This is a genomic window from Larsenimonas rhizosphaerae, from assembly GCF_026240105.1.
Taxonomy (GTDB): Bacteria; Pseudomonadota; Gammaproteobacteria; order Pseudomonadales; family Halomonadaceae; genus Larsenimonas; species Larsenimonas rhizosphaerae.
This window is the reverse complement of sequence record NZ_JAPIVE010000001.1, coordinates 295,717-319,960: the sequence shown is the minus strand read 5'-3', so window position 1 is coordinate 319,960 and position 24,244 is coordinate 295,717. Positions and strand designations below refer to the sequence as shown.

At 55.4% G+C, this 24,244-nt stretch carries 27 protein-coding genes and 1 tRNA gene; 10 read left to right on the top strand and 18 right to left on the bottom strand.

All coding sequences use genetic code 11. From position 1 onward, the window contains the following. Position 1: 1 nt before the first annotated feature. A complete protein-coding gene (locus OQ287_RS01510) occupies positions 2-2,650 on the top strand; it encodes a DEAD/DEAH box helicase (RefSeq protein ID WP_265895336.1) in 2,649 nt (882 codons plus the stop codon). A gap of 164 nt (positions 2,651-2,814) precedes the next feature. Here OQ287_RS01510 and OQ287_RS15315 read toward each other — a convergent pair whose 3' ends face one another. The 12 genes from OQ287_RS15315 to OQ287_RS01450 all read right to left on the bottom strand — a co-directional run bounded on the left by OQ287_RS15315 (position 2,815) and on the right by OQ287_RS01450 (position 10,402). After that, the gene (locus OQ287_RS15315) at positions 2,815-2,976 is read right to left on the bottom strand and encodes a type IV toxin-antitoxin system AbiEi family antitoxin domain-containing protein (RefSeq protein WP_265895335.1); all 162 of its coding nucleotides are present in this window, start codon (positions 2,974-2,976) and stop codon (positions 2,815-2,817) included. A 954-nt stretch (positions 2,977-3,930) separates the two neighbouring features. Further along, positions 3,931-4,125 carry a hypothetical protein gene (locus OQ287_RS01500; RefSeq protein ID WP_265895334.1) on the bottom strand — a complete coding sequence of 65 codons (195 nt, stop codon included), beginning with the start codon at positions 4,123-4,125 and terminating at the stop codon, positions 3,931-3,933. Beyond that, positions 4,122-4,415: a hypothetical protein gene (locus OQ287_RS01495; protein ID WP_265895333.1), complete on the bottom strand. Its 294-nt coding sequence runs from the start codon at positions 4,413-4,415 to the stop codon at positions 4,122-4,124. The genes OQ287_RS01500 and OQ287_RS01495 overlap by 4 nt, the downstream gene beginning before the upstream one ends. A gap of 3 nt (positions 4,416-4,418) precedes the next feature. After that, positions 4,419-5,414 carry a type IV secretion system protein gene (locus OQ287_RS01490; protein ID WP_265895332.1) on the bottom strand — a complete coding sequence of 332 codons (996 nt, stop codon included), beginning with the start codon at positions 5,412-5,414 and terminating at the stop codon, positions 4,419-4,421. Continuing rightward, the gene (locus OQ287_RS01485; protein ID WP_265895331.1) at positions 5,411-5,704 is read right to left on the bottom strand and encodes an EexN family lipoprotein; all 294 of its coding nucleotides are present in this window, start codon (positions 5,702-5,704) and stop codon (positions 5,411-5,413) included. The genes OQ287_RS01490 and OQ287_RS01485 overlap by 4 nt, the downstream gene beginning before the upstream one ends. Before the next feature lie 9 nt (positions 5,705-5,713). After that, on the bottom strand, positions 5,714-6,364 hold the full coding sequence (locus OQ287_RS01480) for a type IV secretion system protein (RefSeq protein WP_265895330.1): 651 nt from the start codon (positions 6,362-6,364) through the stop codon (positions 5,714-5,716). After that, positions 6,361-6,690, bottom strand: coding sequence for a hypothetical protein (locus OQ287_RS01475; RefSeq protein WP_265895329.1), 330 nt, complete (start codon positions 6,688-6,690; stop codon positions 6,361-6,363). Before OQ287_RS01475 ends, OQ287_RS01480 begins: the two co-directional genes overlap by 4 nt. Before the next feature lie 46 nt (positions 6,691-6,736). Continuing rightward, the gene (locus tag OQ287_RS01470) at positions 6,737-7,450 is read right to left on the bottom strand and encodes a hypothetical protein (RefSeq protein ID WP_265895328.1); all 714 of its coding nucleotides are present in this window, start codon (positions 7,448-7,450) and stop codon (positions 6,737-6,739) included. Beyond that, the gene (locus tag OQ287_RS01465) at positions 7,437-7,670 is read right to left on the bottom strand and encodes a plasmid-related protein (protein ID WP_265895327.1); all 234 of its coding nucleotides are present in this window, start codon (positions 7,668-7,670) and stop codon (positions 7,437-7,439) included. Before OQ287_RS01465 ends, OQ287_RS01470 begins: the two co-directional genes overlap by 14 nt. 364 nt (positions 7,671-8,034) lie before the next feature. Then, on the bottom strand, positions 8,035-9,138 hold the full coding sequence (locus OQ287_RS01460; RefSeq protein WP_265895326.1) for a hypothetical protein: 1,104 nt from the start codon (positions 9,136-9,138) through the stop codon (positions 8,035-8,037). Between the two features lie 28 nt (positions 9,139-9,166). After that, a complete protein-coding gene (locus OQ287_RS01455; protein WP_265895325.1) occupies positions 9,167-10,228 on the bottom strand; it encodes a tyrosine-type recombinase/integrase in 1,062 nt (353 codons plus the stop codon). 97 nt (positions 10,229-10,325) lie between these two features. After that, positions 10,326-10,402: transfer RNA gene (locus tag OQ287_RS01450), tRNA-Ile, on the bottom strand. 76 nt (positions 10,403-10,478) lie between these two features. On the opposite strand from OQ287_RS01450, the gene OQ287_RS01445 reads away from it, so the two are divergent. Then, positions 10,479-11,060, top strand: coding sequence for a hypothetical protein (locus OQ287_RS01445; RefSeq protein WP_265895324.1), 582 nt, complete (start codon positions 10,479-10,481; stop codon positions 11,058-11,060). 88 nt (positions 11,061-11,148) lie between these two features. On the opposite strand, the gene dkgB is transcribed toward OQ287_RS01445, so the two are convergent. Further along, a complete protein-coding gene (dkgB, locus tag OQ287_RS01440) occupies positions 11,149-11,949 on the bottom strand; it encodes a 2,5-didehydrogluconate reductase DkgB (protein WP_265895323.1) in 801 nt (266 codons plus the stop codon). A gap of 180 nt (positions 11,950-12,129) precedes the next feature. Here dkgB and lpxO point away from each other — a divergent pair, with 180 nt between their 5' ends. The 7 genes from lpxO (at position 12,130) to OQ287_RS01405 (ending at position 19,344) form a co-directional block, all read left to right on the top strand. Then, positions 12,130-13,023: a lipid A hydroxylase LpxO gene (gene lpxO / locus OQ287_RS01435; protein ID WP_265895322.1), complete on the top strand. Its 894-nt coding sequence runs from the start codon at positions 12,130-12,132 to the stop codon at positions 13,021-13,023. After that, a complete protein-coding gene (locus tag OQ287_RS01430; RefSeq protein WP_265895321.1) occupies positions 13,024-13,758 on the top strand; it encodes a 4'-phosphopantetheinyl transferase family protein in 735 nt (244 codons plus the stop codon). 123 nt (positions 13,759-13,881) lie between these two features. Then, complete coding sequence (locus OQ287_RS01425) at positions 13,882-14,598, top strand: methylamine utilization protein (RefSeq protein WP_250936170.1); 717 nt, start codon at positions 13,882-13,884, stop codon at positions 14,596-14,598. Then, on the top strand, positions 14,595-16,988 hold the full coding sequence (locus OQ287_RS01420; RefSeq protein ID WP_250936169.1) for a bifunctional diguanylate cyclase/phosphodiesterase: 2,394 nt from the start codon (positions 14,595-14,597) through the stop codon (positions 16,986-16,988). The genes OQ287_RS01425 and OQ287_RS01420 overlap by 4 nt, the downstream gene beginning before the upstream one ends. Further along, positions 16,988-17,842: a DUF3034 family protein gene (locus OQ287_RS01415; RefSeq protein WP_265895320.1), complete on the top strand. Its 855-nt coding sequence runs from the start codon at positions 16,988-16,990 to the stop codon at positions 17,840-17,842. Before OQ287_RS01420 ends, OQ287_RS01415 begins: the two co-directional genes overlap by 1 nt. A gap of 26 nt (positions 17,843-17,868) precedes the next feature. Next, a complete protein-coding gene (locus OQ287_RS01410) occupies positions 17,869-18,336 on the top strand; it encodes a group I truncated hemoglobin (RefSeq protein WP_250936166.1) in 468 nt (155 codons plus the stop codon). A 123-nt stretch (positions 18,337-18,459) separates the two neighbouring features. Continuing rightward, on the top strand, positions 18,460-19,344 hold the full coding sequence (locus OQ287_RS01405; RefSeq protein ID WP_250936164.1) for an AEC family transporter: 885 nt from the start codon (positions 18,460-18,462) through the stop codon (positions 19,342-19,344). Between the two features lie 65 nt (positions 19,345-19,409). Here OQ287_RS01405 and OQ287_RS01400 read toward each other — a convergent pair whose 3' ends face one another. Further along, positions 19,410-19,790: a DUF4168 domain-containing protein gene (locus OQ287_RS01400; RefSeq protein WP_250936162.1), complete on the bottom strand. Its 381-nt coding sequence runs from the start codon at positions 19,788-19,790 to the stop codon at positions 19,410-19,412. Between the two features lie 239 nt (positions 19,791-20,029). On the opposite strand from OQ287_RS01400, the gene OQ287_RS01395 reads away from it, so the two are divergent. Beyond that, complete coding sequence (locus tag OQ287_RS01395) at positions 20,030-20,641, top strand: transglutaminase-like cysteine peptidase (protein WP_265895319.1); 612 nt, start codon at positions 20,030-20,032, stop codon at positions 20,639-20,641. A 40-nt stretch (positions 20,642-20,681) separates the two neighbouring features. Here the strand turns inward: OQ287_RS01395 and OQ287_RS01390 are convergent, their stop codons facing one another. From OQ287_RS01390 to OQ287_RS01375, 4 genes are all read right to left on the bottom strand, one after another. Further along, on the bottom strand, positions 20,682-21,347 hold the full coding sequence (locus tag OQ287_RS01390; protein ID WP_265895318.1) for an HNH endonuclease: 666 nt from the start codon (positions 21,345-21,347) through the stop codon (positions 20,682-20,684). A gap of 33 nt (positions 21,348-21,380) precedes the next feature. After that, a complete protein-coding gene (gene mtgA, locus OQ287_RS01385; RefSeq protein WP_265895317.1) occupies positions 21,381-22,097 on the bottom strand; it encodes a monofunctional biosynthetic peptidoglycan transglycosylase in 717 nt (238 codons plus the stop codon). A gap of 125 nt (positions 22,098-22,222) precedes the next feature. Continuing rightward, positions 22,223-23,068, bottom strand: coding sequence for an S-formylglutathione hydrolase (gene fghA, locus OQ287_RS01380; protein ID WP_322974082.1), 846 nt, complete (start codon positions 23,066-23,068; stop codon positions 22,223-22,225). Between the two features lie 61 nt (positions 23,069-23,129). Beyond that, a complete protein-coding gene (locus OQ287_RS01375) occupies positions 23,130-24,239 on the bottom strand; it encodes an S-(hydroxymethyl)glutathione dehydrogenase/class III alcohol dehydrogenase (RefSeq protein ID WP_250936152.1) in 1,110 nt (369 codons plus the stop codon). Positions 24,240-24,244: the final 5 nt, after the last annotated feature.

The window sequence follows — 24,244 nt, the reverse complement described above, 5'->3', positions numbered from 1 at the left end:
CATGGAGCTGAAGGAATACCAGCAAGGCGTACTCGGCAAGCTGGATCGTTATCTGACGGTACTGGCTGAGCAGCGCGAAGAGGCGGAAGACTTCGTTGAGTTCCAGAAGAGCAAGGGCAAGGCAACCACTTTGGGTGATTACTGCCGGGAGGCTTGGGATCAACTCAATACCGAGCGCTTGTTGCCCTACCTCTACCAGAATGGCAATCCGGTGGTGGCCCCCTACCTGTCGCGTCTTGATGGGCTGGGTGGCTCGATTCCCAATATCTGCCTGAAGGTGCCCACCGGCGGTGGCAAGACGCTGCTGGCCACGGCGGCACTGGAGCGGGTGCAAACCGACTATTTCAAACGCCAGACTGGGCTGGTGCTGTGGGTAGTACCATCGGAGGCGATTTACCGGCAAACCTGGAAGCAACTGGCCAACCGGGAACACCCTTACCGGCAGATGCTGGAACGCGCTTCTGGCGGACGGGTGAAGCTGCTGGAAAAGAGCGACGCCTTTACCCGCAGGGATGTGGAGGGCCAATTGTGCGTCATGCTGCTGATGCTGCCCTCGGCAGCCCGCAAGTCCAAGGAAACGCTGCGGCTGTTCCGCGACGGCGGCCGCTTCACCTCTTTCTTCCCGCTGGAAGACGACAATGAAGCTATCGAGGCCCTGCTGCAACAGGTGCCCAACCTGGATCAGAATGACCTGGCTGATCTGGGATACGGTGACGGCATTGTGCCGGGTTCGGTCTCGGTCAAGCAAAGCCTGGGCAATGTCTTGCGGTTGGTGCGCCCGGTGGTGGTTATTGACGAAGGTCACAAGGCCTATTCCGATACTGCCCGCGATACCCTGGCGGGCTTTAACCCGCGCTTTATCCTGGAACTCTCCGCAACGCCTAATACCAACGGCAAGCATCAATCCAATGTGCTAGTGAATGTACCGGGAGCTGACCTCAAAGACGAGGAAATGATCAAGCTGCCGATCAATGTGATCAACGAGGGCAAAGGCGGCTGGAAACACACTCTGTCTCTGGCCCATACCAAACAGCAGGAACTGGAACAGGCGGGACTGGCGTTCCAGAATGAGTCTGGCCGCTATATTCGCCCCATCGTGCTGGTTCGTGTGGAACGCACCGGCAAAGAGCAGCGTGACGCCGGATTTGTGCACGCCGAGGATGCTCGTGAATATCTGCGTGACCAACTCGGGGTGAAAGAGGAGCATATTCGCCTTAAAACCTCCAGCGATGATGAACTGGCAGATGAAGACCTGCTTTCACCCACCTCACCGGTGCGCTTTATCATCACCAAGGACGCGCTACGTGAGGGCTGGGACTGCCCCTTCGCCTATGTGTTGGCTGTCTTGTCCCGTACCACTGCTACTACGGCGCTGACCCAGATGATCGGGCGCGTATTGCGTCAGCCTCATGCCCAGGCAACCGGTGTGGAAGCACTGGATGAGTGTTACGTCTTCACCTTCGATCAGGATGTGACGGAAGCTGTCAATGGTGTGCGCAAGGGGCTGGAAGATGAAGGCATGGCTGACCTGGTTTCTAGCGTCAAAGCGGTAGACCCAGGCAGCGGAAAGTCCCGAAATATGCGCCGGGAGATAATCAACAGAAATGATAAGTTTGCCGGGCTGCCACCGATCTTTCTACCGCGTGTTTTGCATCAGGATAGCAACACCTCTGACGGGTATCGCGCCCTGGATTATGAGCGGGATGTCTTGGGCGAGCTGGATTGGGATGCCTTGCAGTTTCTAGCTGCTGATAAGGCGGCTATGGATAGCGACAAGCTGCAACGCACGGTGGCCCGCGTCACCCTCGATCGGAAAGCAAAAGACGCCGGGCAGTCGGTGTTTGATTTGGAGCAGGAAGAGATTGAGGTTTTGCCAGAGGAAGGGCTGGATGCGCCCTATCTGGTACGTCAGTTGCTGGACATAGTGCCTAATCCCTGGCAGGGCATGCGCTTGCTGGATGAAACCCTGGATGCCTTGCGTGCCAAGGGCGTCACCAATGAGCAGATTTATATCAATCGGTTGGACCTAGTACAGTCCATGAAGGCGGATTTGCGTGAGCAGGTGAACGCGATGGCGGAATCGCTGTTCCGCGCCAAGCTGGAAAGCGGCGAGATTGCCTTGCGACTAATGTCGTCCAATGACCCTGCCTTGAACTGGAAAATTGCCGAAACACTGGAAATCGACGTTTCCGATGTTGACCCACTGCTATACCGGAAGAATGGCGAGCCGCTGGAAAAGAACCTTTTCGAGAAGGTCTATCAGAAGGAGTTCAATGACCTAGAAAAGAACACGGCCTGGTATCTGGATGAGCACCAGTGTGTGCATTGGTGGCACCGTATCGCCGTAAACCAGCGCTCCTATGGCCTGCAAGGCTGGCAGAAGCATAAGGTTTACCCTGACCTACTGGCCTGCGTGCATGGCTCCGAAGATGGTAAGTTCCGCTTCTCGGTGCTGGAGACCAAGGGCAACCATCTAAAAGGCAATGATGATACCGAGTACAAGCGCAAGCTATTTGAGCTGCTGACTCGGCATGCCGATGTTTCGGCCGAAGTCGGCCAGCTTTCACTTGAGGGTCATGACGAACCGATTCGATTCAAGATGGTAATGGAACAGGACTGGAAGAAGACGGTTTCCGAAGCTTTAGGGTGATTCAGGAGTTTGGGCGGCTAAAATTCTCTAAGCACAGGATTGATGGCCTGTTGCTGCGAATTTTAGTCGCTGAAACTATACATCAATCGTCAGTGGTTGCAGCCTTGGCAGAGCTGTCGCTAGCCTTTGCCGAGGTCCAATCGAAGAGGTTCCAGACGACCGTATCATGCATGTCCGGCGTAGCGAGCCAGCACCAGGAAGGCCCGCTTGGTTCTCACAGAACGGCATCCCTCCAGCAATGCCTGCAGCCGGCGCGGACGTAGCGTATTGAGCCCACTGAATTTATCCACAAGTTCACTGCTGAACAGCAGCACATTCGTCGTCACGGCGATCCACTCCAGGACCGCTCGCTCGGGAGTCGATACCTGCAAGCTGAAGGCCCTATCATCCGGCGCGTAGTCCGGGAAGCTGCACTGGCAGGCTCTTTTCAGATTGGCGCACCATTCGCCCTGCCCACTCGGTGTCACTCAATCATCTGGGCAGCCGAGCGGCCCCCCTTGCCATAGAGGTGCCTTGTGCGCTTCCCATGGGCAAATAGTGGGCAAATCCCTGCTGTTCCAGGGCCCCAGCCAAAGCGATGGCAGCCCCGTATCGTCGCTTGTTTGCAGGGCGTAAACAGCGCTCTCCCTAGTAAAAGGTTTCCCGCTTGGCAGTATGCGCTATGCCCCACACGCCTCAGCCAGCCACTGCCGTGTAGCAGCTGGTTTATTTTCAAACAAAAGATCGCCGCTAAAAGCCGTTTTCAGTACAGATTTTTAAACCAACAGCTGCATCTCCAGTCCTGACCGAACCAAGCGGTAGCCGGCCACAGCGGCTGCAGGATAAATTGGCCAGCATCGATACACCCGTTCACATCCAGGTGACCGGCGCGAAACTGTAGAGGGTGTGACTTGAGAACGACGCCATGTTGCCGGCAACTGCCAGCACTTTGCGAATCCTGCTCTAGCTCAAAAAACACTCATGGATTTCGTACGCACGAAATTTTGACTCTGGCAGTCCATTTCTCGGTGCGCCGAATAGGGTAGTGGTACCACTTGCTGGCAGCTCGCGAATCCTGCTCTAGTTTCAAAACCACCGGTACTTTTCGTACGCACGAAAATGGGTTCAGGGACGCGCTAGGCTACTCCCTTAGTAATACGCACGGACTTGTCTCAAGCTTCTCGGACTTGCCTCGTTAGAACTACTTGGTTTCGTGCGCACGAAAAGCTGCATGCCCTTCCGGCTGCGTTGCCGTCCTCAATCCGCAGGGCTTCGCCATTAGTAATACGGACGGACCTGTCTCAAACATGCTCGTCGCCTGGGGCTGATCCGGAGGCTTCGCCATTAGTAATAGGGGAGGCACTTGTCTCATCTTCAAGAGCCTCTCCCCGCTCGCGCCGGCGCCTGGTCATCTCAGCTTTCATCCACTGCCCGGCGGCGCGCATCTCGGCTCGCAGTTCCTCGATCTCCTCGGGTGTCAAACGCCGGTAGCTCATGAGGTCTCCTTCTGAGATGGATCACGCCGGGGCTCGGGATATATCGCTGCACGCCATTGCCACTGAAGAACACATACGGCAATACCGACCACACAGACAAACAGGGTACGAGCAGCCTCGCCATCGCCAGCAAGGGCGGCACTGATCAAACCAGGCAGTTCAGGGAGCAATGCCACGGACAACAGGATACCAACCACCAGTAACAGCCCCGAGATGACCAGCCCCATTCCACGCTTTACCCGCGTCCATAGGACGCGCCAGGTACCTAACCACTTGATATTGATATTCATGACTTAGCCTCCTGTGATCGTGTTGCCAGCACCGAAACGCTTCTGGTAGGCACGATAGGCAGACTTGGCGCCACGGTAAGGAGAGGTTGCCGCGCTACCTGCTAAGCGTGCATCACGTTGAACGCCGCGATACTGGCGGCGGATCGCAGAGGGGCGCATCGCGGACATAGCGGAACCCAGAGCACCCTGAGTTGCCAGTGCCACACCACCGCCCAATGCAGAAGCAATGGCCGGCACCTGCTTCAGCACCAAAATGCCAAGGGCAAAGAAAGCAATTAAATAGGCGCTTGTGGTCATACTGGCCATGCTGCCTGCCGAGGATTCCACGATGTTCATGAACGCCTCGCTGACATCGACGACCATGCGCCCAATGGCTGAACCTAAAACCAGCAGCATGCCGAAATTAATCGCCATGCCCAGCCAGCTCTCGAAAAAGCGTTGGGTGCTGTTAAACAGCAGGCCGATGATAAAGAGCGGACCAATCGCCAGCAGCACTGTCGTTGCCACCTTGCTGGCCAGCAGGAGAAACGCCACTACGATGGCAACACCACCACCAAACACCATGATCAGAATCGCCACCAGATACATGCCGAAATCACCACTCATGACTCCCGCTTTATCCCAGGCCTGATCAGCTACGGCGAGAACGCGGGAGAATAGGCTGTCCAAAATGGCCGCTGCGCCTCCATTGGAGCCCGTGATGACTGCTGCTACCTTTTCCGGGCCGTGAGCCAGCACGTCCACCACGACTCCCATATAGGTACCGACCGTCAGCCCCAGCGTCATGATGAAGCCGATGCGAAGGATGCGAAAAACGCCCTCCTGCAAGGGCTCACTGACTTTGCCAAACATCATCAAATAGCCCCAGATGGCGATCCAGACGATCAACATGCTGGTGAACATCGGAGTGATGTAAGCGATGAGGTCAGTAGCCGTGTTGACGATGTACTGGTCCAGTGCCTGATCAACGACGGAGAACATGCCTTCAAACAGGTTCATGAATCCTCCTCGCCCTTGAGGCTAGACAGGTCAAGCTCGAAGGGTTCACCGCTAGACAGTGCCCGCTCCGCCTGGAGTGCATTGATGCAATTCGGCGTCTCCTGGAGTTCGCCAGGGTTGTTGCCGCACGCCTCCAGGGTCACCTTGCGCTCATCGTCATGCGCTTTGTACCAGTCCACTGTCTGAACCGGGCCAGTATCCGGGGTATCATCAAAACACCCAGTCAGCGCAACGCTGATCAGAACCACAATGGCAATATTTCGTGCGCACGAAATTTTCCTGACATCCATAAGGCCTCCTTACCAATCAAGCTCGAACGGTTCCCCTGATGAAGCGACGCGCATCTGCTGTACGCGCTGGTTGTGCATGGCCTGGTTGGCCTCGGCCTGCGAACGAAGCATGGACAGCTTGGCCATCTCGTTTTGCAGCATGACTTGTTCGGCGCCGATACGGGCCTGGAGGTCCAGAACGTCTTTCTGGTCCGGGCTGTTGTTGACCTCAGCCACCAAGCCGGTCAGCTCGCTGAAACGCTCCTGAGCTTGTTCCAGGGACTTTTGAGACTGGCCAAGCCAAGTCGCCGTGTTCTGGTTGCCGCTGTCATACAGGTCTGCCACGTCACCGGAAAGGCCGTGTTCGTTCGCGCCTCTGATGCCGGCGTCACTCAGCACCTGGTTAGGATCGACGTTCACGGCAGTGTCATAGGCTGAGTCGATGACATTGCTTAGGCCCCGGACGCCGCTCATGCTATCCAGCTCCTTGTTGGCCGTTTCGAGCTGGCTTTTCAGTTGGTCGATTTGGCTAAGCATGTGCTGGACCTGCAAAATCTGCTGGGTCAGGCTCGACACGTCGATAACGGGAATCCCGCCCGCCATGGCTGGCTGCGATAGACCGATGGTGGTCGCGAAAGCGACACCAGCGATTTTTCGTGCGCACGAAATTTTGTTGCTCATGATCTGACCTCCTTTTGACGATTCTGGCGGGTCGCCTTGGCCTCCAGACGCCGTTTTGTCCTCTGGAGAGTGAGCGACCGTTTTTCAAAATCCAGACTTTTCAGGTCGATGGACTCCATTACCTCTTTCATCTCCTCAATACAGGTGAAGAAGTCTTCGGGAAGGACTTCCAAGCCTTCGGTAAGAAAATCGCAAGCGCAATCGGCAATGATAATCAGAGTTCGAATCTCACTCTGGATGGCGTGCTGTTCGACCGCGTGTAATCGGTACAGCCGTGACAGGCCACTGTCGGCGAAGGCGGGTGTGATACCCTGTCTGCTAGCCATGGATGCCTCCTATGCAGGCAGTCGTGGTTAGGCGCGGTCGGGGCCATCACCCCCGTTCCGCGCCGCTTGAATTCCATGTGCGAAGGGTTCTGCGCATTTCTTCTACTGCAGGAACTCCAACTTTGTTGCTGCCGTAGTTTCTGGCTATGAGGTCTGCTCTTTGCTGGCCCAATAACTCAGCCATCTCCGCCCGCGTTAATTTTGATTCGGGCCCAGAATGGCTCTTGGCCTTGGCCGCCTCGCTTTTATTTCTTGATGTACTCTGTGTTGTATTCTCTGTAATAGATTTGCCCTTTGGTCGAATCAAGGCTCGACCATCCTGACCACCAGATTGGCCAGAAGGGGTAGTAGAATCTACCAAAGGGAAAAACTGGGAATTACAACCACTTCCAGAAGAGCCTTCGTCGAGTTGGTCCGCCAAGAGCTCAAGCAGGCGCTCACAGTTCACTCGATACCAAATCTTTGCAGGAACGTCTCTCCTCTCTTCCTCAAGAACGCCAATTTCCACTAGTGATTTTCTAGCATTGGCCTGCTGTTTCGGTGTTAAACCAGTTTCTGACTCCCAGCTATCTTCGCCTCGCTGATTTTTATAGAACCATCCATTACGTGCTTTCGTCTTTGAGTTGCGACTCCAGTAAAATGCTTGGCTGAGAAAAACTGCACCAGGAACCGAAACACCAGGTAGAAGTGTGAATGCGGTGTAATAGGCAATCACCCTACCCAGAATTTCCTGCACTACCGATGGATTAATACGCGCCATATTCAGAAGGCTCCAAATTAAGGGCGTCTTTGACTTGGAGCGTCCGGAAATAGACACGGCGCCCCACCTTCACCATCGTCGGCTTCAGCTTTCGAGAGACCTCAGTATCTGAATAAAGAGAAACCCGCACACCATCGGGCGAACGACCAAGAAGATCCGCCAGGTCTGATATGCTCATCAGTAGGCCGAACCGATCAACAAGATAGTCTTCGACTTTCATGACTAGCACTCCATTAATCACATATCGACGTAATCAATGCTAACCAAGCAAAGTCAAAGCTCAAGCGCGTGCCTCTTGCACAGCAATCAATGCACTAGATATTGATTATCAAAGTATATTATTTTGAAAGATTGGTCCGCATAAAAATAAAGTAATTTCAGTAACTTAAATAATTAACAAAATTTAACAAATTTCGCAGCAACGGAACTGAGGCAACTGGGACGGGCAATAATAAGAATAATAATATTATTATTCTTATGGCACCAATAGCATTAGGACACCCTTTTGAGGCCTGGTTTTCAATAAATCCTTAAGAACCCGACTTCCAGACCACGCCTACTAAAAACCTCTAATTAAGTAAATTTTACTCGTCTGGAACTAGAGGGCCGTCATAGTCTTTAGCCGCTTTTAAAACTGCCACAAGCGCCCTGTCGAGCGATGCTCTTCCATTAATCTTTTCCATGAGCCGATGACGAACATAAAATCGTGATGGCACATCTTCGTTTTTTATATTTTCTAAACCTTTCCTTGAACAACCGGCTAATACTTCCTGCATATTTTCATGCAACTCATCATCTGACAATTCAATTTCATGCGGCAGCTTTTCGTAGCACCTATCTTGAACAATCTCTTTTATTACAGACTGATTCCATACAGTTCCAATTTGGGGATCAGCATTTCCTGTTACACCTATTCTGCCAACATAAACACCAACCAAAATTGCAACATCTTGATCAAATTGATACCTCGCCCCATTTATCCTGACCTCACCATTCGGGTTGTAATATAAAACCGGAGACCCTGACATACCACTTTTCGAGGCACTGTCTATTAAAAATTTAGGCTCTCGATTCCATCCTTGCTGAACTGAAGATGCAATAGTTGCTCGCTTCCACACGGGCTGAGCATAAAAATCCTGAACATTATATGGATATCCTGGAATAAATAGCTCCTCAGTAACCTCTACAGATTCCAACCATTTTTTTTCAACCTCCTGGCTAGGAACAAGGTACTTTTGTATAGGGCAAACCTCGGTCTTACCAACACCCATAACACCCATAGTGAGAGACATAGAAACCTCTCTCACTTCTCCTGTTGAAAGGTGAAATTCAGCCAAATAACTTTCCTCAGGATCAAATGGAATAGCTGCCACATCAACTCTAGGCCAATTATCCTTACGCACAAAAAAGAGAGATTTCTCTTCATCTACCAATGGCAAAACTATGGGGTATCTAACCGTCATCCCGCCCGCCACGTTGACAGCAAAATTCACAACAACATTATCGGGGATTGCCAAGTTATCACTTAGCGGCCTCAGTGTTTCCGAGTGAAGACCAGATAAATTGTGCCATGCGGTGACGATAAAGTATTCCCCCTGATGCAGGTAAACCAACCCTGTACCAATAGAAAGCTCCGTCTTACCAAACCTCATCGTCAAGTGCACAACAGAATTACTTACAGCAGCCATACTTTACCCCTCTATGGAAATGTCCAAATCAAACTTTACAAATTCTATCCAGCTTTGCGACCAGATCCTCCGCTCTCAAATGCGTATATCGCCGTAGCATTTGCATCGACTTGTGCCCACTGATCGCTGCAACCTCTTGGTCAGACAGCCCGGCCTCTACCAGCCGGCTGACGGCTTCATGGCGTAGATCGTGAAAGCGGAAGTCATCAAGCCCAGCCTTCTTTTTCGCCTGATTCCAGAGTTTGGTGAAGGCGTAGGGACCACGCTTACCGTCTTTGCCAGGCTCACCGAAGAACACTAGGTCGCAGTCGAGCGGCCGCACTGGATTGCTCAGCGCCTGCTTGAACACTTCGGTGGCGGCCTGGGTCAGCGGTACCAGGCGGGCTTCGTTGTTCTTGGTGTCGGTGAGTCGCACCACGCGGCGTTTTACATCAACTTGAGGGCGAGTGAGGGTCAGGATCTCCGAGGAGCGCATGCCCGTCTCCAGGGCGATTCTGGCGATCCAGGCCAGCATGGGGTTGCTGTGCTGGCGTAACACGGCGAATAGGCGTTTCTCCTCGTCGGGACTCAGGCGTCGGTCGCGCCCTTCTCCTGGGCTGGGCTTACGGATGTTCTGGACGGGGTTGTAGGTCAGGCCCAGGCCCCATTCCTGGATGGCCACGGTGTAGAGGTGGCCAAGCAGGGCAAGCTCCAAGCGCACGGTATTGGGGCTGATGGGCTTCCCCCGGTGCCCGAGGCTGTTCAGCCGCGTGTCGCGGAATTTCGCAATTAACTCCGGCGTCAGGGCCGCGAGGGAGTATTTGCCCAAGTGCTCAATCAGCGTGTTCGCCTTGTGGCGTTCGCTCTTCTGGGTGCTGGGCTTCTTGGTAGGGGTAACGTCGGAGAGGTAGCGCTTGAGCGCCGCTTCAAGCGTCATGCGTTCGGAAGCACTGCGCTGGATATAGACGCCACGCACCATTTCATCTTCGGTGCGGCGGCTCCAGTCCTGAGCGTCACGTTTGGTACGAAAGGTCTTGGCGGTAGTGGGCCAGCCGGTCTTGCGGATGACGGCCTTCCAGCTACCAGAGGGGTTCTTGACGATGGTGGCCATGAAAATCTCCAGGGGGCTGAAGGATCGGCACTGTACCGAAACTGTACCCTTGGAACATGGGACTCACCAGCGAGAATTGCTAACGCACTGATTTTAATGGTGGGCCCAGCAGGACTCGAACCTGCGACCAAGGGATTATGAGTCCCCTGCTCTAACCAACTGAGCTATAGGCCCTTCAGAAAGGATGCGTATCATAACCAATCGTTGTCTGAGAGACTACCCTTCAGGAACATCAATATCCGGAGTTTTTATGTACATCAAATCATTGGGTTGTGGTCTGCTGCTGTTATTGGCGGGCCAGGCGCAGGCTGCGTGGCAATTTGTTCCCGAGGATAGCCAGGCAACGGCAAGGATAACGGATATCACCGATCAGGGAAGCCAGGTGCATACACATCGTCTGTCGAATCTTGAAGGCAGCATCAGTGACAGTGGCGAGCTGGTTATTCCCATTACCCTTAAACAACTGGATGTGGTTCAGAACCTGGGGACCTTGCCGCCCTGGCTTTCCGATATTGGTAAAAAGCGGCTTGCCACGGTGGCAACTCAGGTCGATACCGCATGGCTGAACTCGCTGAACATCGGTCAATCGGCACAGCACACCATTGCCCTGTCACAGGAAGATCAGCGCTATACCCAAACTGATCATGTGGCGCTGACAATCACTCGCACGGACGCCAACCGGTTTCATGTTCAAACCACCTCGCCGGTGCCAATCGATACACAGGCCGTGATGCAGGAACCAAATGCGCAGACAGTGGTGAGCCTGCTGGGGTACCGCAAGCTGGGCGATACCGTTCCCCTGTCACTGGATGCGACGCTGGTTCAGCAATAAACCTGGCGCCTCATTGCGGTAGCAGGACATGAAAAAACGCCCCGGCCATGCAGAATGGCCGGGGCGTTTTGTATCAGGCTACTGGTGTTCACTCATCCCAGGCCGGGGCGAAATCCGGGCTGGCAATGCGCTCGGCGCGGTCAAGCTCGTCGATGCGGGTCATGTCATCAGCTGTCAGTGAGATCCTGATCGCGTCCAGGTTGCTCTTCTGGTGCTTCGGATTGGTCGATGACGGAATCACGGCGATATCGCGCTGGGAAACCCAGGCCAGGGCAATGTCAGCCGGTGTGGCATCATGTTTCTCGGCAATATCCTTCAGGGTGTCATCATCCATGACCTTGCCAACTGCCAGTGGCATGTAAGCCGTTACCTTGATGCCCTTCTCCTCACAGAAATCTGCAACCTTTCTATTGGCAAGAAACGGATGCACTTCAATCTGATTGGTAATGACATTTCTGCCACCGGGCAGGGTCAACATTTTCTCAAGATGTGCCACGGTGAAATTGGATACACCGATATGGCGTGTCAGGCCATCTTCCCGTGCCTGATCAAGCTCGCCAATGTAGCTTTCCATCGGCACCTCATCATTGGGTGATGGCCAGTGAATCAACACCAGATCAAGATAATCCAGCCCGAGCTTTTCAAGGCTTTCCTTGATCGATGCGGTCACTTCGCCTTCGCTCAACCGGTCGTGCCATACCTTGGTGGTCACGAACAGCTCTTCACGCGGAATATCGGAATCCTTCAGGGCGCGACCCACGGCTGCTTCGTTGTCATAGAAGGCTGCCGTGTCGATATGCCGATAGCCTACCTCGAGTGCGGAACGCACGGCGTTGTAGGCATCTTCATCCTTCATGCGGAACGTGCCAAATCCAATGGCTGGAATCATGTGATCAGCTCCTTGATCGTATTCATGTGCACTACAGCCTAGGCGTCCTGCGCCACATTTCAAGCCATTAGTTTGCTAACATACCATGTCATCCATGGAATGGCCGGGGCTGGCATGCGACAATCCGCTTGCCATCCGGCGTCATTACCCTGTTCAACCGAGGCCAATTCAGGAATTTTCATGATCAAGTGGACGATCGTGACGCTCATCGTCGCCAGTATTCTTTACGTACATTTTCGTGGCCGGGTTCGCCACAAGCCATTTCGCCAGTTATCGGATCATTCATCGTTCATGGCGCCGATCAATGCCTTCATGTACCTGTTTTCCCGGGTGCCTGATCAGCCCTACCATCAGCTTGAGACCTTTCCCGAGCTGGCTGCGCTGACCGCCGAGTGGGAAGTCATCCGTGATGAAGCAGAGCAGCTCGAACATCACATCAAGGGCTCGTCACAAAAGGATGATGCCGGCTTCAATTCGTTTTTCCGACGGGGCTGGAAGCGGTTTTATCTCAAGTGGTACGGCGAGAGCCATGCATCGGCCAGAGAGCTATGCCCTCGCACCACCGAGATTCTCTCGAATATCCCGGGCGTCAAGGCGGCCATGTTTGCCGAGCTGCCTGCCGGCAGTAAATTGATGAAACACCGCGATCCGTATGCCGGATCACTGCGCTACCATCTGGGCCTTCGCACACCCAATGATGATCGCTGCCTGATCAATGTCGACGGTCAAACCTATAGCTGGCGCGATGGTGAAGCCGTGATGTTTGATGAAACCTTCATCCATCATGCCGAGAATAAAAGCGATCAGAACCGCCTGATCCTGTTCTGCGACATCGAGCGGCCAATGAAGTACCGCTGGGCAGCAGCAGTCAACCGCTGGTTCAGCCGTCATGTAATGGCCGCGGCGGCCGCGCCCAACGACGACTCCGATGCCACCGGTGGCATCAACCGTGCCTTCAAGTACGTCTACAAGGTGCGCGAACAGGGCAAAAAACTCAAAAAGCGCAACAAGACGCTCTATTACATCGTCAAATGGGCACTGTTTGGTGGTGTCATTATCTGGATCCTGTTCTGAATGCACCTGCCTGATGCCCTCCTGTCACTACCGGAGCCTTCATTGCTGCCTTCGGCTCTCTCGGGTCAGGGCATCTGGGTTACGTGCCGGTTTGATCCGTCTCGGCTGGAAGCAACTTCCTTTGATGATGCCGGTATTACATTGCCCGAGCGTTTGAAACGCGCCGCCCCCAAGCGGCAGACGGAATACCTGGCTGGACGCTGTTGCGTGCGCGAGGCCCTCAGGGCGCTGGGACATTCACCCGCCACGCCCTTTCGGCTGGATAATGCAGAGGACCGGCGGCCCTTGTGGCCACAAGGGGTGGTGGGCACACTGACTCACAGCCCTGATCTGGCCGGTGCCTGGCTGGCACCGGCTGATCAGTGGCAGGCGCTGGGGATGGATGCCGAACATATCATCCCCGCTCCCCGTGCGGCGCGGCTGCAATCGGCCATTCTGACCGCTTCGGAACAGACGTTGCTTGCCGGGCTGGATGCCGAGGCCTTTGCCCACGCCCTGACCCTGGTATTTTCCGTCAAGGAAAGCCTTTACAAGGCACTTTACCCCCTGACGGGCACCCCCTTTTACTTCATGGATGCTCGACTGGTCTCACAGGATGCGAAAGCACGTACCCTGACACTTGAGCTGCTCAAACCGCTCTCCCGACAGTGGCCGGCAGGCCGCCGTCTCATCTGCCACTGGCAGCCCTGTCACCACCAGATTATTACCTTTGCCGCAATACCCGCCGGGCAGTAACACCACGGGCACACCCCGACTGCAGGAACATAAAGAAACGCCTCTCGACGCCGATTAAAACGCTACCGCTCTGGCTGCGTTACTGCGCGTGCCATGTTTTTAATGCCCGTTTCGAGAATGTTCATGACATTGACGCCGGCCGTTCGCTTCACTGGATACTGGATCGCTGCCCTGCTGATCCTGATGGCTTTCCGGCCGGTGAATGCCCATGCGTCGGAGCTCGAACTGCGCGTTACCGACCGTGCCAGCGGCCACCCCCTGCAGGAGGTGGTGGTGACCCTGATGCCCGAGTCTCCCGTTGCCCGCCAGCAGGGCGTTCCGACTACTTATGTCATGAGTCAGAAACAGCAACAGTTCGTGCCTCAGGTGCTGGTTATTGCACGTGGCGACAAGGTCAACTTCCCCAATCGTGACACTATTCGCCACCACGTGTACTCCTTCGCCCGAGGCAACAGCTTTGAATTGAAACTGTATCTGGACGAACCTCGTCCGCCGGTTACCTTTGAACACACAGGCCTGGTGACCGTCGGCTGCAACATCCATGATCAGATGCGAGGCTACATTGTTGTAACGGATGCCCCCTGGTTTGCCATGACCGACAGGGAGGGAAGGATCACCCTGTCGGACCTTCCCGAAGGGAAATACACCCTGACGCTCTGGCATGAACAACTGGCTGCCAACAAGCAGACCAGTCAGTCGATGCCCATGGTCGTACAAGGCGCCCGCCAGCATGAAGATATAGCCCTGACACTGGCATCCACCGCGCCCGCCCTGCCCGAGCCTTCAGCGCTCCAGCAGCGGTTCAACCGTGCCTTTGATCAGGCAGGCGAATCAAGGTGAGCTTTCGCAGCCGGCTGACGCTGACCATTCTGGTCCTGCTGATGGTATCGCAGGTGGCCATTCTGGCAGCTGTACTCAATGGCAGTCATCGAGATATTCAGCGCCAGATCAGCGATCACATGGATATTGCCGTGCGCGTCATGGAGCAGACCATCAATCAGCATCGGCAACAAATGCTTGATAGTGCCGAGGTGCTGATTTCGGATTACGGGTTCCGCTCTGCCGTGGCAAGCCAGGACAACCCCACGATTGAAAGCGCCCTGAACAACTACGCCGCACGGATCGGCGCAGACCTGATGACGCTGAACGGCCTGGATGGCCGGCTTCTGGTCAGTACCCGCCCTGAGTTGACGACTCGTGGCGTTTTCCCGTTCACGTCACTATGGCGCAAGGCGCACTACGACGATCGCGGCTCGACCGTCACCATTATCGGCGGCATGCCGTATGTGATCATTTTACTGCCGGTCAAGGCCCCGGATACCATCGGCTGGGTCAGCATGGGCTTTGCCTTTGATACTCCCCTGCTGTCTCGCATCAAAACCATTACCGAACTGGATATATCCCTGCTGGGAGGCACACCGGCAGCCCTGCCACCACTGGTATCGACGCTGTCCCCCGAACAGCAGAAAAGCCTGGACCTCGACCACACGCCCTCATCCAGCCTTGTATCGCTGTTCAGCATCGGCAATGCCCGGCCGGTCAACCGCCAGATCATCCTGGGAGATAGCCCTGATGGCCATCTGACGGCCGTTCTGAGCCACCCGACGAGTTCACTGATGGCACCCTATCTCGCCATGCGCATGCGCTTGATCGTGATCTTCTTCGTCACCCTTGTCAGCGCCACCATGCTGTCACTGCTGACCGCCAATACCGTGGGCCAACCCATCAAGCGGCTGACAGACGTCGCCCGGCGTATCGGAGACGGGGAGCGCATCAAGGCCAGGCCACCTGCCAATGACAAGAGCGACCTGGGGGTGCTTGCCAGCACCCTGCACATGATGCAGGACAAGCTCTCGATGCGAGAAGCCCAGCTGCTGCATCAGTCACGCCAGGACCTGTTGACGGGCCTCCCCAACCGTCAATCCGCCGAGGCTCGCCTCGCCACTCTGACGGAAAAGGGCATGCCCTTTACGTTGAACCGGTTATGCATCAATGAATTCAAGCGCATCAACGATACCTTCGGCCACGTTAACGGGGATCGGGTTCTGATCGAAATCGGCACCCGCCTGCGACAGGCTGTCGGCGATCAGGGGTTTGCCTATCGGATCGGAGGCGATGAATACCTGGTGCTGTATCCAGGCTATAACCATGACACCACCGACCTGCGCCATTTGCATGACGCTCTGGCCAGCCAGCCGGTACTGCAGGATATTTCCCCCATCAACGTCAGTATTTCCATGGGCCAGGTCCACTACCCGACCCACGGGCCGGATGCCGAGGTACTGCTACGGCGGGCAGATATTGCGCTCAATGATGCCAAGCACAGCGGCAGCCATCTTAAAAGCTATAGCACCGGCATGGATGAGCAGCACCTGCGACGACTGGCCATTCTTCAGGACCTGCGAACGGCCCTGCTCAATGATCGCCTTTATATGGTGTATCAGCCCAAGATAGATCTTCGCAGTGGCAAGGCAACGCATCTGGAAGCGCTGGTGCGGTGGGAGCATGACACCCTTGGTTTTATCCCCCCGGACGAGTTCATTACCCTGGCCGAACATTCCGGCAATATCGCCATGCTGACCGATTGGGTGCTTCATCAGGTCGCCGCACAGATTGCTCGCTGGAACGAGCAGCATCATGTGTTTTGCGTCTCGGTCAATCTATCCGCTCAGGACTTGACCGATCATCAGCTTCCCGCACGCATCGCTGCCATCCTTGCCGAACACGCCCTGTCGTCTCGGCAACTGGTGCTCGAAATCACCGAAAGCGCCTTGATGGAAGACCCCGTCGAGGCCCGCCGCATACTGGAAGAATTGCGCCGACAGGGACTGCACATTTCCATTGATGACTTTGGCACCGGTTACTCCTCCCTGTCACAGCTCAGGCACATGCCGATAGATGAGCTCAAGATCGACAAGTCCTTCATCCTGAAGCTCGACTCGCAGTTCGAAGACGTCATGATCGTGCGATCGATCATCGATCTGGGCCACAACCTGGGGCTGTCGGTAACCGCAGAAGGGGTCGAAAACCTGCAGAGCCTTGCGATGCTTGAGGCCATGAATTGCGATGTGGCCCAGGGGTTTCTGTTTGCTCGCCCCCTCAAGGCTCAGGAATTGCTTTTCTGGTTCCAGGCCTTTTCATCCAAGTCGTTTTCAGACGAGCAGATTCGGCGCCGCAAGGAGGTAGTCACGCCGCCGATCCCGGTCACCTACCAACGCAGGGAAACATGATGCGCAGCGTACGCGAGAAGTACTCATGTGTTTTGATGTTGCTGGCGCTGCTGCTGGCAGCACTCCCCGCTCAGGCCGGCAGCCGGCTGACGGCCACAGGGGGGGCAGGCAGCATCGAAGGCAGTGCAGGGGGAGGATTGATTCCCTGGGCGGTGCTGACCGGCACCGCCAGCGATACCGAAACGGGGGCGGGTGTCGGCATGAGCCACGCCTGGCTGGATGATTATCAGCTTCATACGCTGAGCGCCGCTGTCACGATCAACAACCGACTGGAGCTGAGCGTTGCGCGACAAATCCTTTCGCTCGATACGCTGGGCCTTGACTCGCTGCAGCTCGATATTTTCGGCCTCAAGGCACGGCTGTGGGGGGACCTGGTATACAGTCGTTCCGGCCAGTTCAGCGCCGGCGTACAGTACAAGACACTGGAAGATGATGCACTGCCCCTCGCGCTTGGCGCTCGGCAGGGTCATGGCGTTGATGCCTACCTCAGCCACTCGAAACTCTGGCTGGGGGCTGCCGCCGGTTATAACCTGTTGAGTAGTGTCTCCCTTCGCGCCACCCGCGCCAATCAACTCGGTCTACTGGGCTTCGGCGGCCCACAGAACGAGGCATATCATGCCGTTTGGGAAGGCGCGTTGGCATTGATGCCAAATGCACACTTGGCCCTTGGCATGGAATACCGTCAGAAGCCGGATCAGCTCAATGGTCTGCCAGAGGATGATGCCAAAGATCTTTTCGTGGCCTGGTTTCCTCAAAAACATGTTACCGCCACGTTGGCCTGGCTCGACATGGGTCGCATTGCCGGTCTTGATCGCCAGCAAGGCGTCTATGCGGCACTACAACTCGCCTTTTGACCTGACAGAGATGACGGAGGCTGCCCATGCTGCGAACGACGCCCCTGCTTATGGTGCTGATACTTGCCCTGATTACAGGGTGTGCCAGCACCTCTCACGAACCGCCAGCACCAGGCCTTGCGATCACGCCCGCGGCGGATGACACGCTTTACAGGGCGCTCGGTCAGAGAGAGGGCATCCAGTCACTGATTCGATCGTTCCTCTATGTGATTGCCGATGACCCGCGCATCGTTGACCAGTTTGCCGAGGCGCCCATCGACAGGCTGGAAGAGAAGCTCAATGAAATGGTATGCGTCATTGCAGGTGGCCCGTGTCACTATAGCGGGGACAGCATGCGGCGGGTTCATCGTGGAAAGCACATCAGTAATGCCGACTTCAACGCACTGGTGGAAGACCTTATCAAGGCCATGGACAGGGAGGGGATTCCCTTCACGGTTCAAAATACCCTGCTTGCAAGGCTGGCAGTCTTTCACGGGGATATTGTTCATCGCTAAAAGGTGAATTAATACCTGCATCAGGCCTGAAAAACATCCTCGCTTGTGTCACCCTAAAGTCTATATCGACCGGCCTGTTCATCCACATCACGCCGGTTTCTAAAGTCGCGACAGGATGACAGCATGTTTGCTCAGCTACTTGCGGTAATGGCGCCGGTCTTTGCCGGTGCAGGGGTCGGTTTTTTCTGGGTCCGACTCGGCCAGCCCTATCCCACGGGCTTTATCACCAAGCTCGTGCTGAATGTTGGCACCCCCTGCCTGATCATCAGCTCGCTGGCCTCCACACATGTCGATCCTGACGCCTTTTATCGCATGGCCGGTGCCACGATCATCATGCTGGGCGCACTCACCGTGGTGGCGTTGATCATCAGTCGGGTATTTTCGATCGCCTGGCAGGTCATTCTGCCCCCGACCCTGTTTCCCAATACCGGGAATATGGGGCTGCCGGTCATGATGTATGCCTTCAAGGATACCAACGGGTTTCCGCTGGCCATTGCCATTTTCGTGGTTGTATCGCTGGCACAATTCATCGTCGGTGGATTTACCGCCAGCCGGCATCCCCTGAAGAGCCTGGCCAGAATGCCGACAATCTATGCCATCATCATCGCCCTGCTGCTGATGGCCTTTGAGATCACCCTGCCACTGTGGCTCAGGAACAGCATCGACCTGCTGGCCGGTTTTACCATTCCAATGATGCTGATAACCCTTGGCGTATCACTGGCCAGCATTCGAGCCAGCAACCTGAAAAACGCCATGCTTTTTTCAATTGCACGGGTAATCATCGCGGGCAGCCTGGCGGCCGGCGTAGGCTACATGCTCGATTTGCCGATGGTCGCACGCTATATCCTGATTGCCATGATGTGCATGCCGGTGGCCGTTTATAACTATCTGTTTGCTCAAAAGTCAGGGCGCTCGCCGGAATTTGTGGCAAGTCTGGTACTGTGCTCAACCCTGCTGTCCTTTATCTATATGCCGCTTTTACTGGGCTTTTTCATGCACCGGATGTAAAGGCGACATCACCAGAACCAAAAAAACCGCCCGAAGGCGGTTTTTTTACATCAGGATATTTCAGATTACTGCGCCATTTTCTGCACTTTCTGCATCAATTGCGGATCATTCTGAACGGCCTGACCGATCTGGTTGAACTGCTCAACTTTCAGGTCATTGCTTTTAACGGCCTGAACCATTTCGGTATTGGCCTTCTGACGAACCTGCTGCTGAGCATCCTGCCCCTTGGCGTCCTGCAGCTGTTGCGTATATTTCTGTGAAATACCGGCAATCTGCTTGGAAGCAGAGGCAAAGTTCTCAAGCTGCTGATCCGTAAAGTCAGCGTGCTTTGCAGCAGTAGAGGCCTGCGCGTCGGAACCGGAAGTGGAATCAGCAGCGAATGCCGGAGCAGCTACCGCGCCGGAAGCCAGCAGAGTCGCGGTCAAAAATGCCGTGGTACGTTTCATAAATTCTCCAATCGCTGTCATTGATGTAGTACTAGGACGACAGAATAGGCGATGAGTTCCAGCCATGGCTGTTACTGATTGCAAAAGATCGTAAGTACTACCGCCTGATAAATATGGTGCTGCCAGGACAGTGTTTCAACCAGCAATGGTATAAACGGCTGAATTTCTGCGGTTATCAGATCATCATAATTTAACCAGCCGGGTACACTTTGATATCTGCCTTCACAGGAGATGTGCTCATGAAACGGTCCTCAGGCTGGCTGGTCGGTGTCCTGTTGCTTGCAAGCCCGGTACTCCATGCCGATATCAGGCTGACCTACTGGGATAACGTGACCCACGAGGCTGTAACCACCACGGATGCCGCGCTGATTGCCCGGGCTCGTGCCCTGCCCATCAAGGCTCGGTTGATGCTGATCAATCGAGTCGTCAATCAGGCTGCACGTCAGATGCCGGACAAGGTGGATGAATGGCGCGGCCTTGACGCGTTGATCAAGGCTGGTGAAGGGGACTGCGAGGATTTTGCTCTGGCCAAATACCAGTTGTTACGGCGCAGTGGCGTAGAGGATCGCCATCTAAGGCTGCTGGCGGCAAAGGACCAGTGGAGCCCGACCTACCACATGGTATTGCGCTATCAGGATGGCACTCTTCCCTCTCCCCTGATTCTGGATAACCTGACGTTGATGATGCTGCCGATGAGTCGGCGAGACGACCTTGATCCGCTCTACAGCTTCAATGCCACAACGGCCGAACGATGGAAGAACGGCAAGGCACAGACCATTCCCCTGTCTACCGGTATTCGGCTCGATGGCACCTTGCTGGCCGAACGAGCCGCGCGACTGATGACGTATTGATAACGTGCCACGCTGCGCATTCATGCCTGTGCCACTGGGTTCAGGCCACCAGTGCGTCACTAAGATAGTCCCTCAATCGGGCATTCCTGAACTGATGCTTCAGGTACCAGAGCTGGCGAGAAGTCATGGTGCTGGGCCGAGTCATGTACAGCACTTCAGCCATGGTAGGAATAAACGGCTTGAGCAATAGCGCCATCCCCGCCTCTTCAGGCGTCATGTCGGCCTTCAGCGCATTGCAGCCGTGGCAGGCTGCCACCGCGTTGAGCATTGTCAGCGCGCCACCACGTGAGCGAGGATAAATGTGATCAATGGTCAGGGCTTGCCGGCTTAGACCACACCCGCAATATGCGCACCGCAACCCTTCTCGATACTTGCACAACACCCGGTTGAATCCGGTGTGTTCGAAGGCCAGAAATGCTCCGGCAGGTGGGGCCACGCCGATTACCTCGGGAATGTCGACATAGGACCGGCAGCCCGTCAGGGAGTTTGTTCCTCCATGAAGCCGGTACCGGTTGTCGCCATCGGTCCAGACGACAGCCCCCTCTTCCTGGCGTGTCATCAACAGGGTAGCTTCTTCAAGGGTCAGCCAGTCGATCGGGACGCCCGAGGCGTGTAAACGAAGAATCATGGGATAACGCATATCCACCTCCTTCACTGACAACAGCGACGCATACTTCTTTTTACCACGCGGCCGTGACGGCTGCATGACGTTTTGCGCCCTGATCCCCCGGACATGCTCCTATTCGTCAAGACGCTCCAGATAGAGGGTGCCACCCAGCTGGTTCATTTGCTGCCGGATCCAGCGTGCCCGACCCTGCACTCGAGCCGAGGGCGATACCGGGCTCCAGTCGCGCGGGGCCGGCAGTACAGCCGCCAGGCGGGATGCCTGTACTACTGTAAGTCGCGCAGCGGACTGCCCGAAGTAGTGTCGTGATGCGGCTTCAAGTCCAAATACTCCCGTATCCCACTCGGCCACATTGAGATATACCTCAAGAATACGCTCCTTGGGCCAGACCACTTCTATCAGTGCGGTAAACCAGACTTCCAGCCCCTTTCTCAACCAGCTGCGCTCGGTCCACAGGAAAACGTTACGGGCCGTCTGCTGGCTGATGGTACTGGCGCCACGAAGAGGGTCTCCGGATAGCCAGGCATCGATGGACTTGCGGATCTGCCGGGTATCAAATCCGTGATGGAAGGGAAAACGCTGGTCTTCAGAGGCAATGACGGCAAGCTTTGCGTTGGCCGACAGTTCGTTATAGGGCGTCCACTCATACTGAAGGTCAAAGGGTTCGTGACTGATCCAGGCGCTGACCTGGCGCTCGGCCATGACCATCGACAGGGGAAGCGGAACAAACCGAAACAGAATAACAGCAGCTATCGACAGGGCCATGAAGCCCAGTAGTAGCCTGACGCACCATTTCACGACAAGCGCGATGGCAACCTTGATCCCTGACATAGGTACGTGACTCGTTGTTTTATCGTGTCAGGAGTATATCAACCAGCCACCCCTGGCGCAGGGCCGGAGTGGCTGTAACGGGCATCCGCAACAATGAAGGCGCTTGATACGCCCACACCGGCACGTTATGCGTTCAGGTGCTGTGCATGATAATCAAGATGCACATTTATGTAGGTCGCGATGAAGAAGTAACTGTGGTCGTAGCCTTCTCGACGATTCAGGGTCAGGGGATGATTCTGTTCCTGACACACGCGTTCAAGCTGATCAATATTGAGTTGTGACTCAAGGAACTGATCTGCCTCGCCCTGCTCGACCAGCAGCGGCTGACGGGCGTCATCGCGCTTGATCAGCTCGCAGGTATCGTACTCGGCCCATGCCTGACGATCATCCCCCAGATAAGCCTGAAAGGCCTTTTCACCCCAGGGGCAATTTACCGGGTTGGCAACAGGTGAAAATGCCGATACCGAAGCGTAGCGGCCAGGTTCGCGCAGGGCGCAGACCAGCGCGCCATGACCACCCATGGAATGGCCACTGATGGCTTCCCTATCGTTGACATTGAACTGCTGTCGTACCAGTTCCGGCAGTTCCCGGGTCACGTAGTCATACATCCGGTAATGCGACGCCCAGGGGGCCTGAGTTGCATTGAGATAAAACCCCGCGCCGGTACCCAGGTCGTAGGACTCGTCTTCTCCGGGGACATCAACCCCGCGCGGGCTGGTATCGGGACACACAATGACCAGACCCAGCTCGGCCGCCCGGCGCTGCGCGCCTGCCTTTTGCACGAAATTCTGATCAGTGCAGGTCAGACCTGAAAGCCACCACAACACCGGTTTGGGGGTTTGATCATGCTCGGGCGGCAGAAAGATCGAAAAGGTCATGTCACAGCCAAGCACCTGCGAATGATGGCGATAGCGGCGCTGATAGCCGTCAAAGCAGCGTACTTCTTCAATGCATTCCAGTGTTTCGGACATTTATCGTGCACTCCCTGGTAACAAAAACGGGGCCAGCGGCCCCGTCGGATGGATCACGTGCTCAGAAGTTCAGCACGGTACGAATGGACTCTCCATCATGAAGCAGTCGGAAGGCTTCGTTGATGTCTTCAAACTTCATGGTATGGGTAACAAAGTCATCGATGTTGATATCACCCTGCATATAGCGCTCGACATAGCCCGGCAACTCGGTACGCCCCTTGACGCCACCAAAGGCAGAGCCCTTCCAGACCCGCCCGGTTACCAGCTGGAAGGGACGCGTGGAAATTTCCTCGCCGGCACCGGCCACGCCAATGATGATCGATTCACCCCAGCCCTTGTGGCAGCACTCGAGAGCCTGGCGCATGACGTTGACGCTGCCGATGCACTCGAAGGAGTAGTCAACACCGCCGTCGGTCATGTCCACCACGACTTCCTGGAACGGCCGGTCGTAATCGCTCGGATTCAGGCAATCCGTCGCACCGAGTTGACGAGCGAACTCGAACTTGTCCGGATTGAGGTCGATGGCAATGATGCGGGATGCACGGGCCATCTGGGCCCCCTGAATCACCGACAGACCGATGGCCCCCAGACCAAATACCGCCACGGTAGAGCCCGGCTCGACCTTGGCAGTATTCATGACAGCCCCAATACCGGTAGTCACACCACAGCCCAGCAGACAGACCTTGTCCAGTGGCGCCTTGTTGCTGATCTTGGCCAGTGACACCTCCGGCACGACCGTGTACTCGGAGAAGGTGGAGGTGCCCATATAGTGATGGAGTTTCTTGCCATCAATGGAAAACCGTGACGTGCCATCCGGCATGACGCCCTTGCCCTGCGTTGCACGTACCGCACTGCACAGGTTGGTCTTGCCGGACAGGCAGAACTTGCACTTCCCGCACTCGGCCGTATAAAGCGGAATGACATGATCGCCAGGAGAAAGCGATGTGACTCCCGGACCGACTTCCTCAACAACACCACCGCCCTCATGACCAAGAATCGATGGGAAAAGCCCTTCCGGGTCCTTGCCTGACAATGTGTAAGCGTCAGTATGGCAGACCCCGGTGGCGACGATACGCACCAGTACCTCACCCTGCTTCGGACCTTCAACATCAATTTCCGCGATTTCCAGAGGCTTGCCGGCCTCCCAGGCAATGGCCGCGCGTGATTTCATGTAAA

Bases quoted from the DNA above. Each gene is read 5' to 3' on its own strand.
- OQ287_RS01415 (WP_265895320.1), top strand. From the start codon at position 16,988: ATGCGCAGCGTACGCGAGAAGTACTCATGTGTTTTGATGTTGCTGGCG.
- OQ287_RS01460 (WP_265895326.1), bottom strand. From the start codon at position 9,138: ATGGCTGCTGTAAGTAATTCTGTTGTGCACTTGACGATGAGGTTTGGT.
- OQ287_RS01455 (WP_265895325.1), bottom strand. From the start codon at position 10,228: ATGGCCACCATCGTCAAGAACCCCTCTGGTAGCTGGAAGGCCGTCATC.
- OQ287_RS01375 (WP_250936152.1), bottom strand. From the start codon at position 24,239: ATGAAATCACGCGCGGCCATTGCCTGGGAGGCCGGCAAGCCTCTGGAA.
- OQ287_RS01510 (WP_265895336.1), top strand. From the start codon at position 2: ATGGAGCTGAAGGAATACCAGCAAGGCGTACTCGGCAAGCTGGATCGT.
- OQ287_RS01490 (WP_265895332.1), bottom strand. From the start codon at position 5,414: ATGAACCTGTTTGAAGGCATGTTCTCCGTCGTTGATCAGGCACTGGAC.
- OQ287_RS01465 (WP_265895327.1), bottom strand. From the start codon at position 7,670: ATGAAAGTCGAAGACTATCTTGTTGATCGGTTCGGCCTACTGATGAGC.
- OQ287_RS01445 (WP_265895324.1), top strand. From the start codon at position 10,479: ATGTACATCAAATCATTGGGTTGTGGTCTGCTGCTGTTATTGGCGGGC.
- mtgA (WP_265895317.1), bottom strand. From the start codon at position 22,097: ATGTCAGGGATCAAGGTTGCCATCGCGCTTGTCGTGAAATGGTGCGTC.
- OQ287_RS01395 (WP_265895319.1), top strand. From the start codon at position 20,030: ATGAAACGGTCCTCAGGCTGGCTGGTCGGTGTCCTGTTGCTTGCAAGC.
- OQ287_RS01430 (WP_265895321.1), top strand. From the start codon at position 13,024: ATGCACCTGCCTGATGCCCTCCTGTCACTACCGGAGCCTTCATTGCTG.
- OQ287_RS01485 (WP_265895331.1), bottom strand. From the start codon at position 5,704: ATGGATGTCAGGAAAATTTCGTGCGCACGAAATATTGCCATTGTGGTT.
- OQ287_RS01400 (WP_250936162.1), bottom strand. From the start codon at position 19,790: ATGAAACGTACCACGGCATTTTTGACCGCGACTCTGCTGGCTTCCGGC.
- lpxO (WP_265895322.1), top strand. From the start codon at position 12,130: ATGATCAAGTGGACGATCGTGACGCTCATCGTCGCCAGTATTCTTTAC.
- OQ287_RS01495 (WP_265895333.1), bottom strand. From the start codon at position 4,415: ATGAATATCAATATCAAGTGGTTAGGTACCTGGCGCGTCCTATGGACG.
- OQ287_RS01405 (WP_250936164.1), top strand. From the start codon at position 18,460: ATGTTTGCTCAGCTACTTGCGGTAATGGCGCCGGTCTTTGCCGGTGCA.
- OQ287_RS01390 (WP_265895318.1), bottom strand. From the start codon at position 21,347: ATGCAGCCGTCACGGCCGCGTGGTAAAAAGAAGTATGCGTCGCTGTTG.
- OQ287_RS01475 (WP_265895329.1), bottom strand. From the start codon at position 6,690: ATGGCTAGCAGACAGGGTATCACACCCGCCTTCGCCGACAGTGGCCTG.
- OQ287_RS01425 (WP_250936170.1), top strand. From the start codon at position 13,882: ATGACATTGACGCCGGCCGTTCGCTTCACTGGATACTGGATCGCTGCC.
- fghA (WP_322974082.1), bottom strand. From the start codon at position 23,068: ATGTCCGAAACACTGGAATGCATTGAAGAAGTACGCTGCTTTGACGGC.
- OQ287_RS01470 (WP_265895328.1), bottom strand. From the start codon at position 7,450: ATGGCGCGTATTAATCCATCGGTAGTGCAGGAAATTCTGGGTAGGGTG.
- dkgB (WP_265895323.1), bottom strand. From the start codon at position 11,949: ATGATTCCAGCCATTGGATTTGGCACGTTCCGCATGAAGGATGAAGAT.
- OQ287_RS01500 (WP_265895334.1), bottom strand. From the start codon at position 4,125: ATGAGCTACCGGCGTTTGACACCCGAGGAGATCGAGGAACTGCGAGCC.
- OQ287_RS01410 (WP_250936166.1), top strand. From the start codon at position 17,869: ATGCTGCGAACGACGCCCCTGCTTATGGTGCTGATACTTGCCCTGATT.
- OQ287_RS01480 (WP_265895330.1), bottom strand. From the start codon at position 6,364: ATGAGCAACAAAATTTCGTGCGCACGAAAAATCGCTGGTGTCGCTTTC.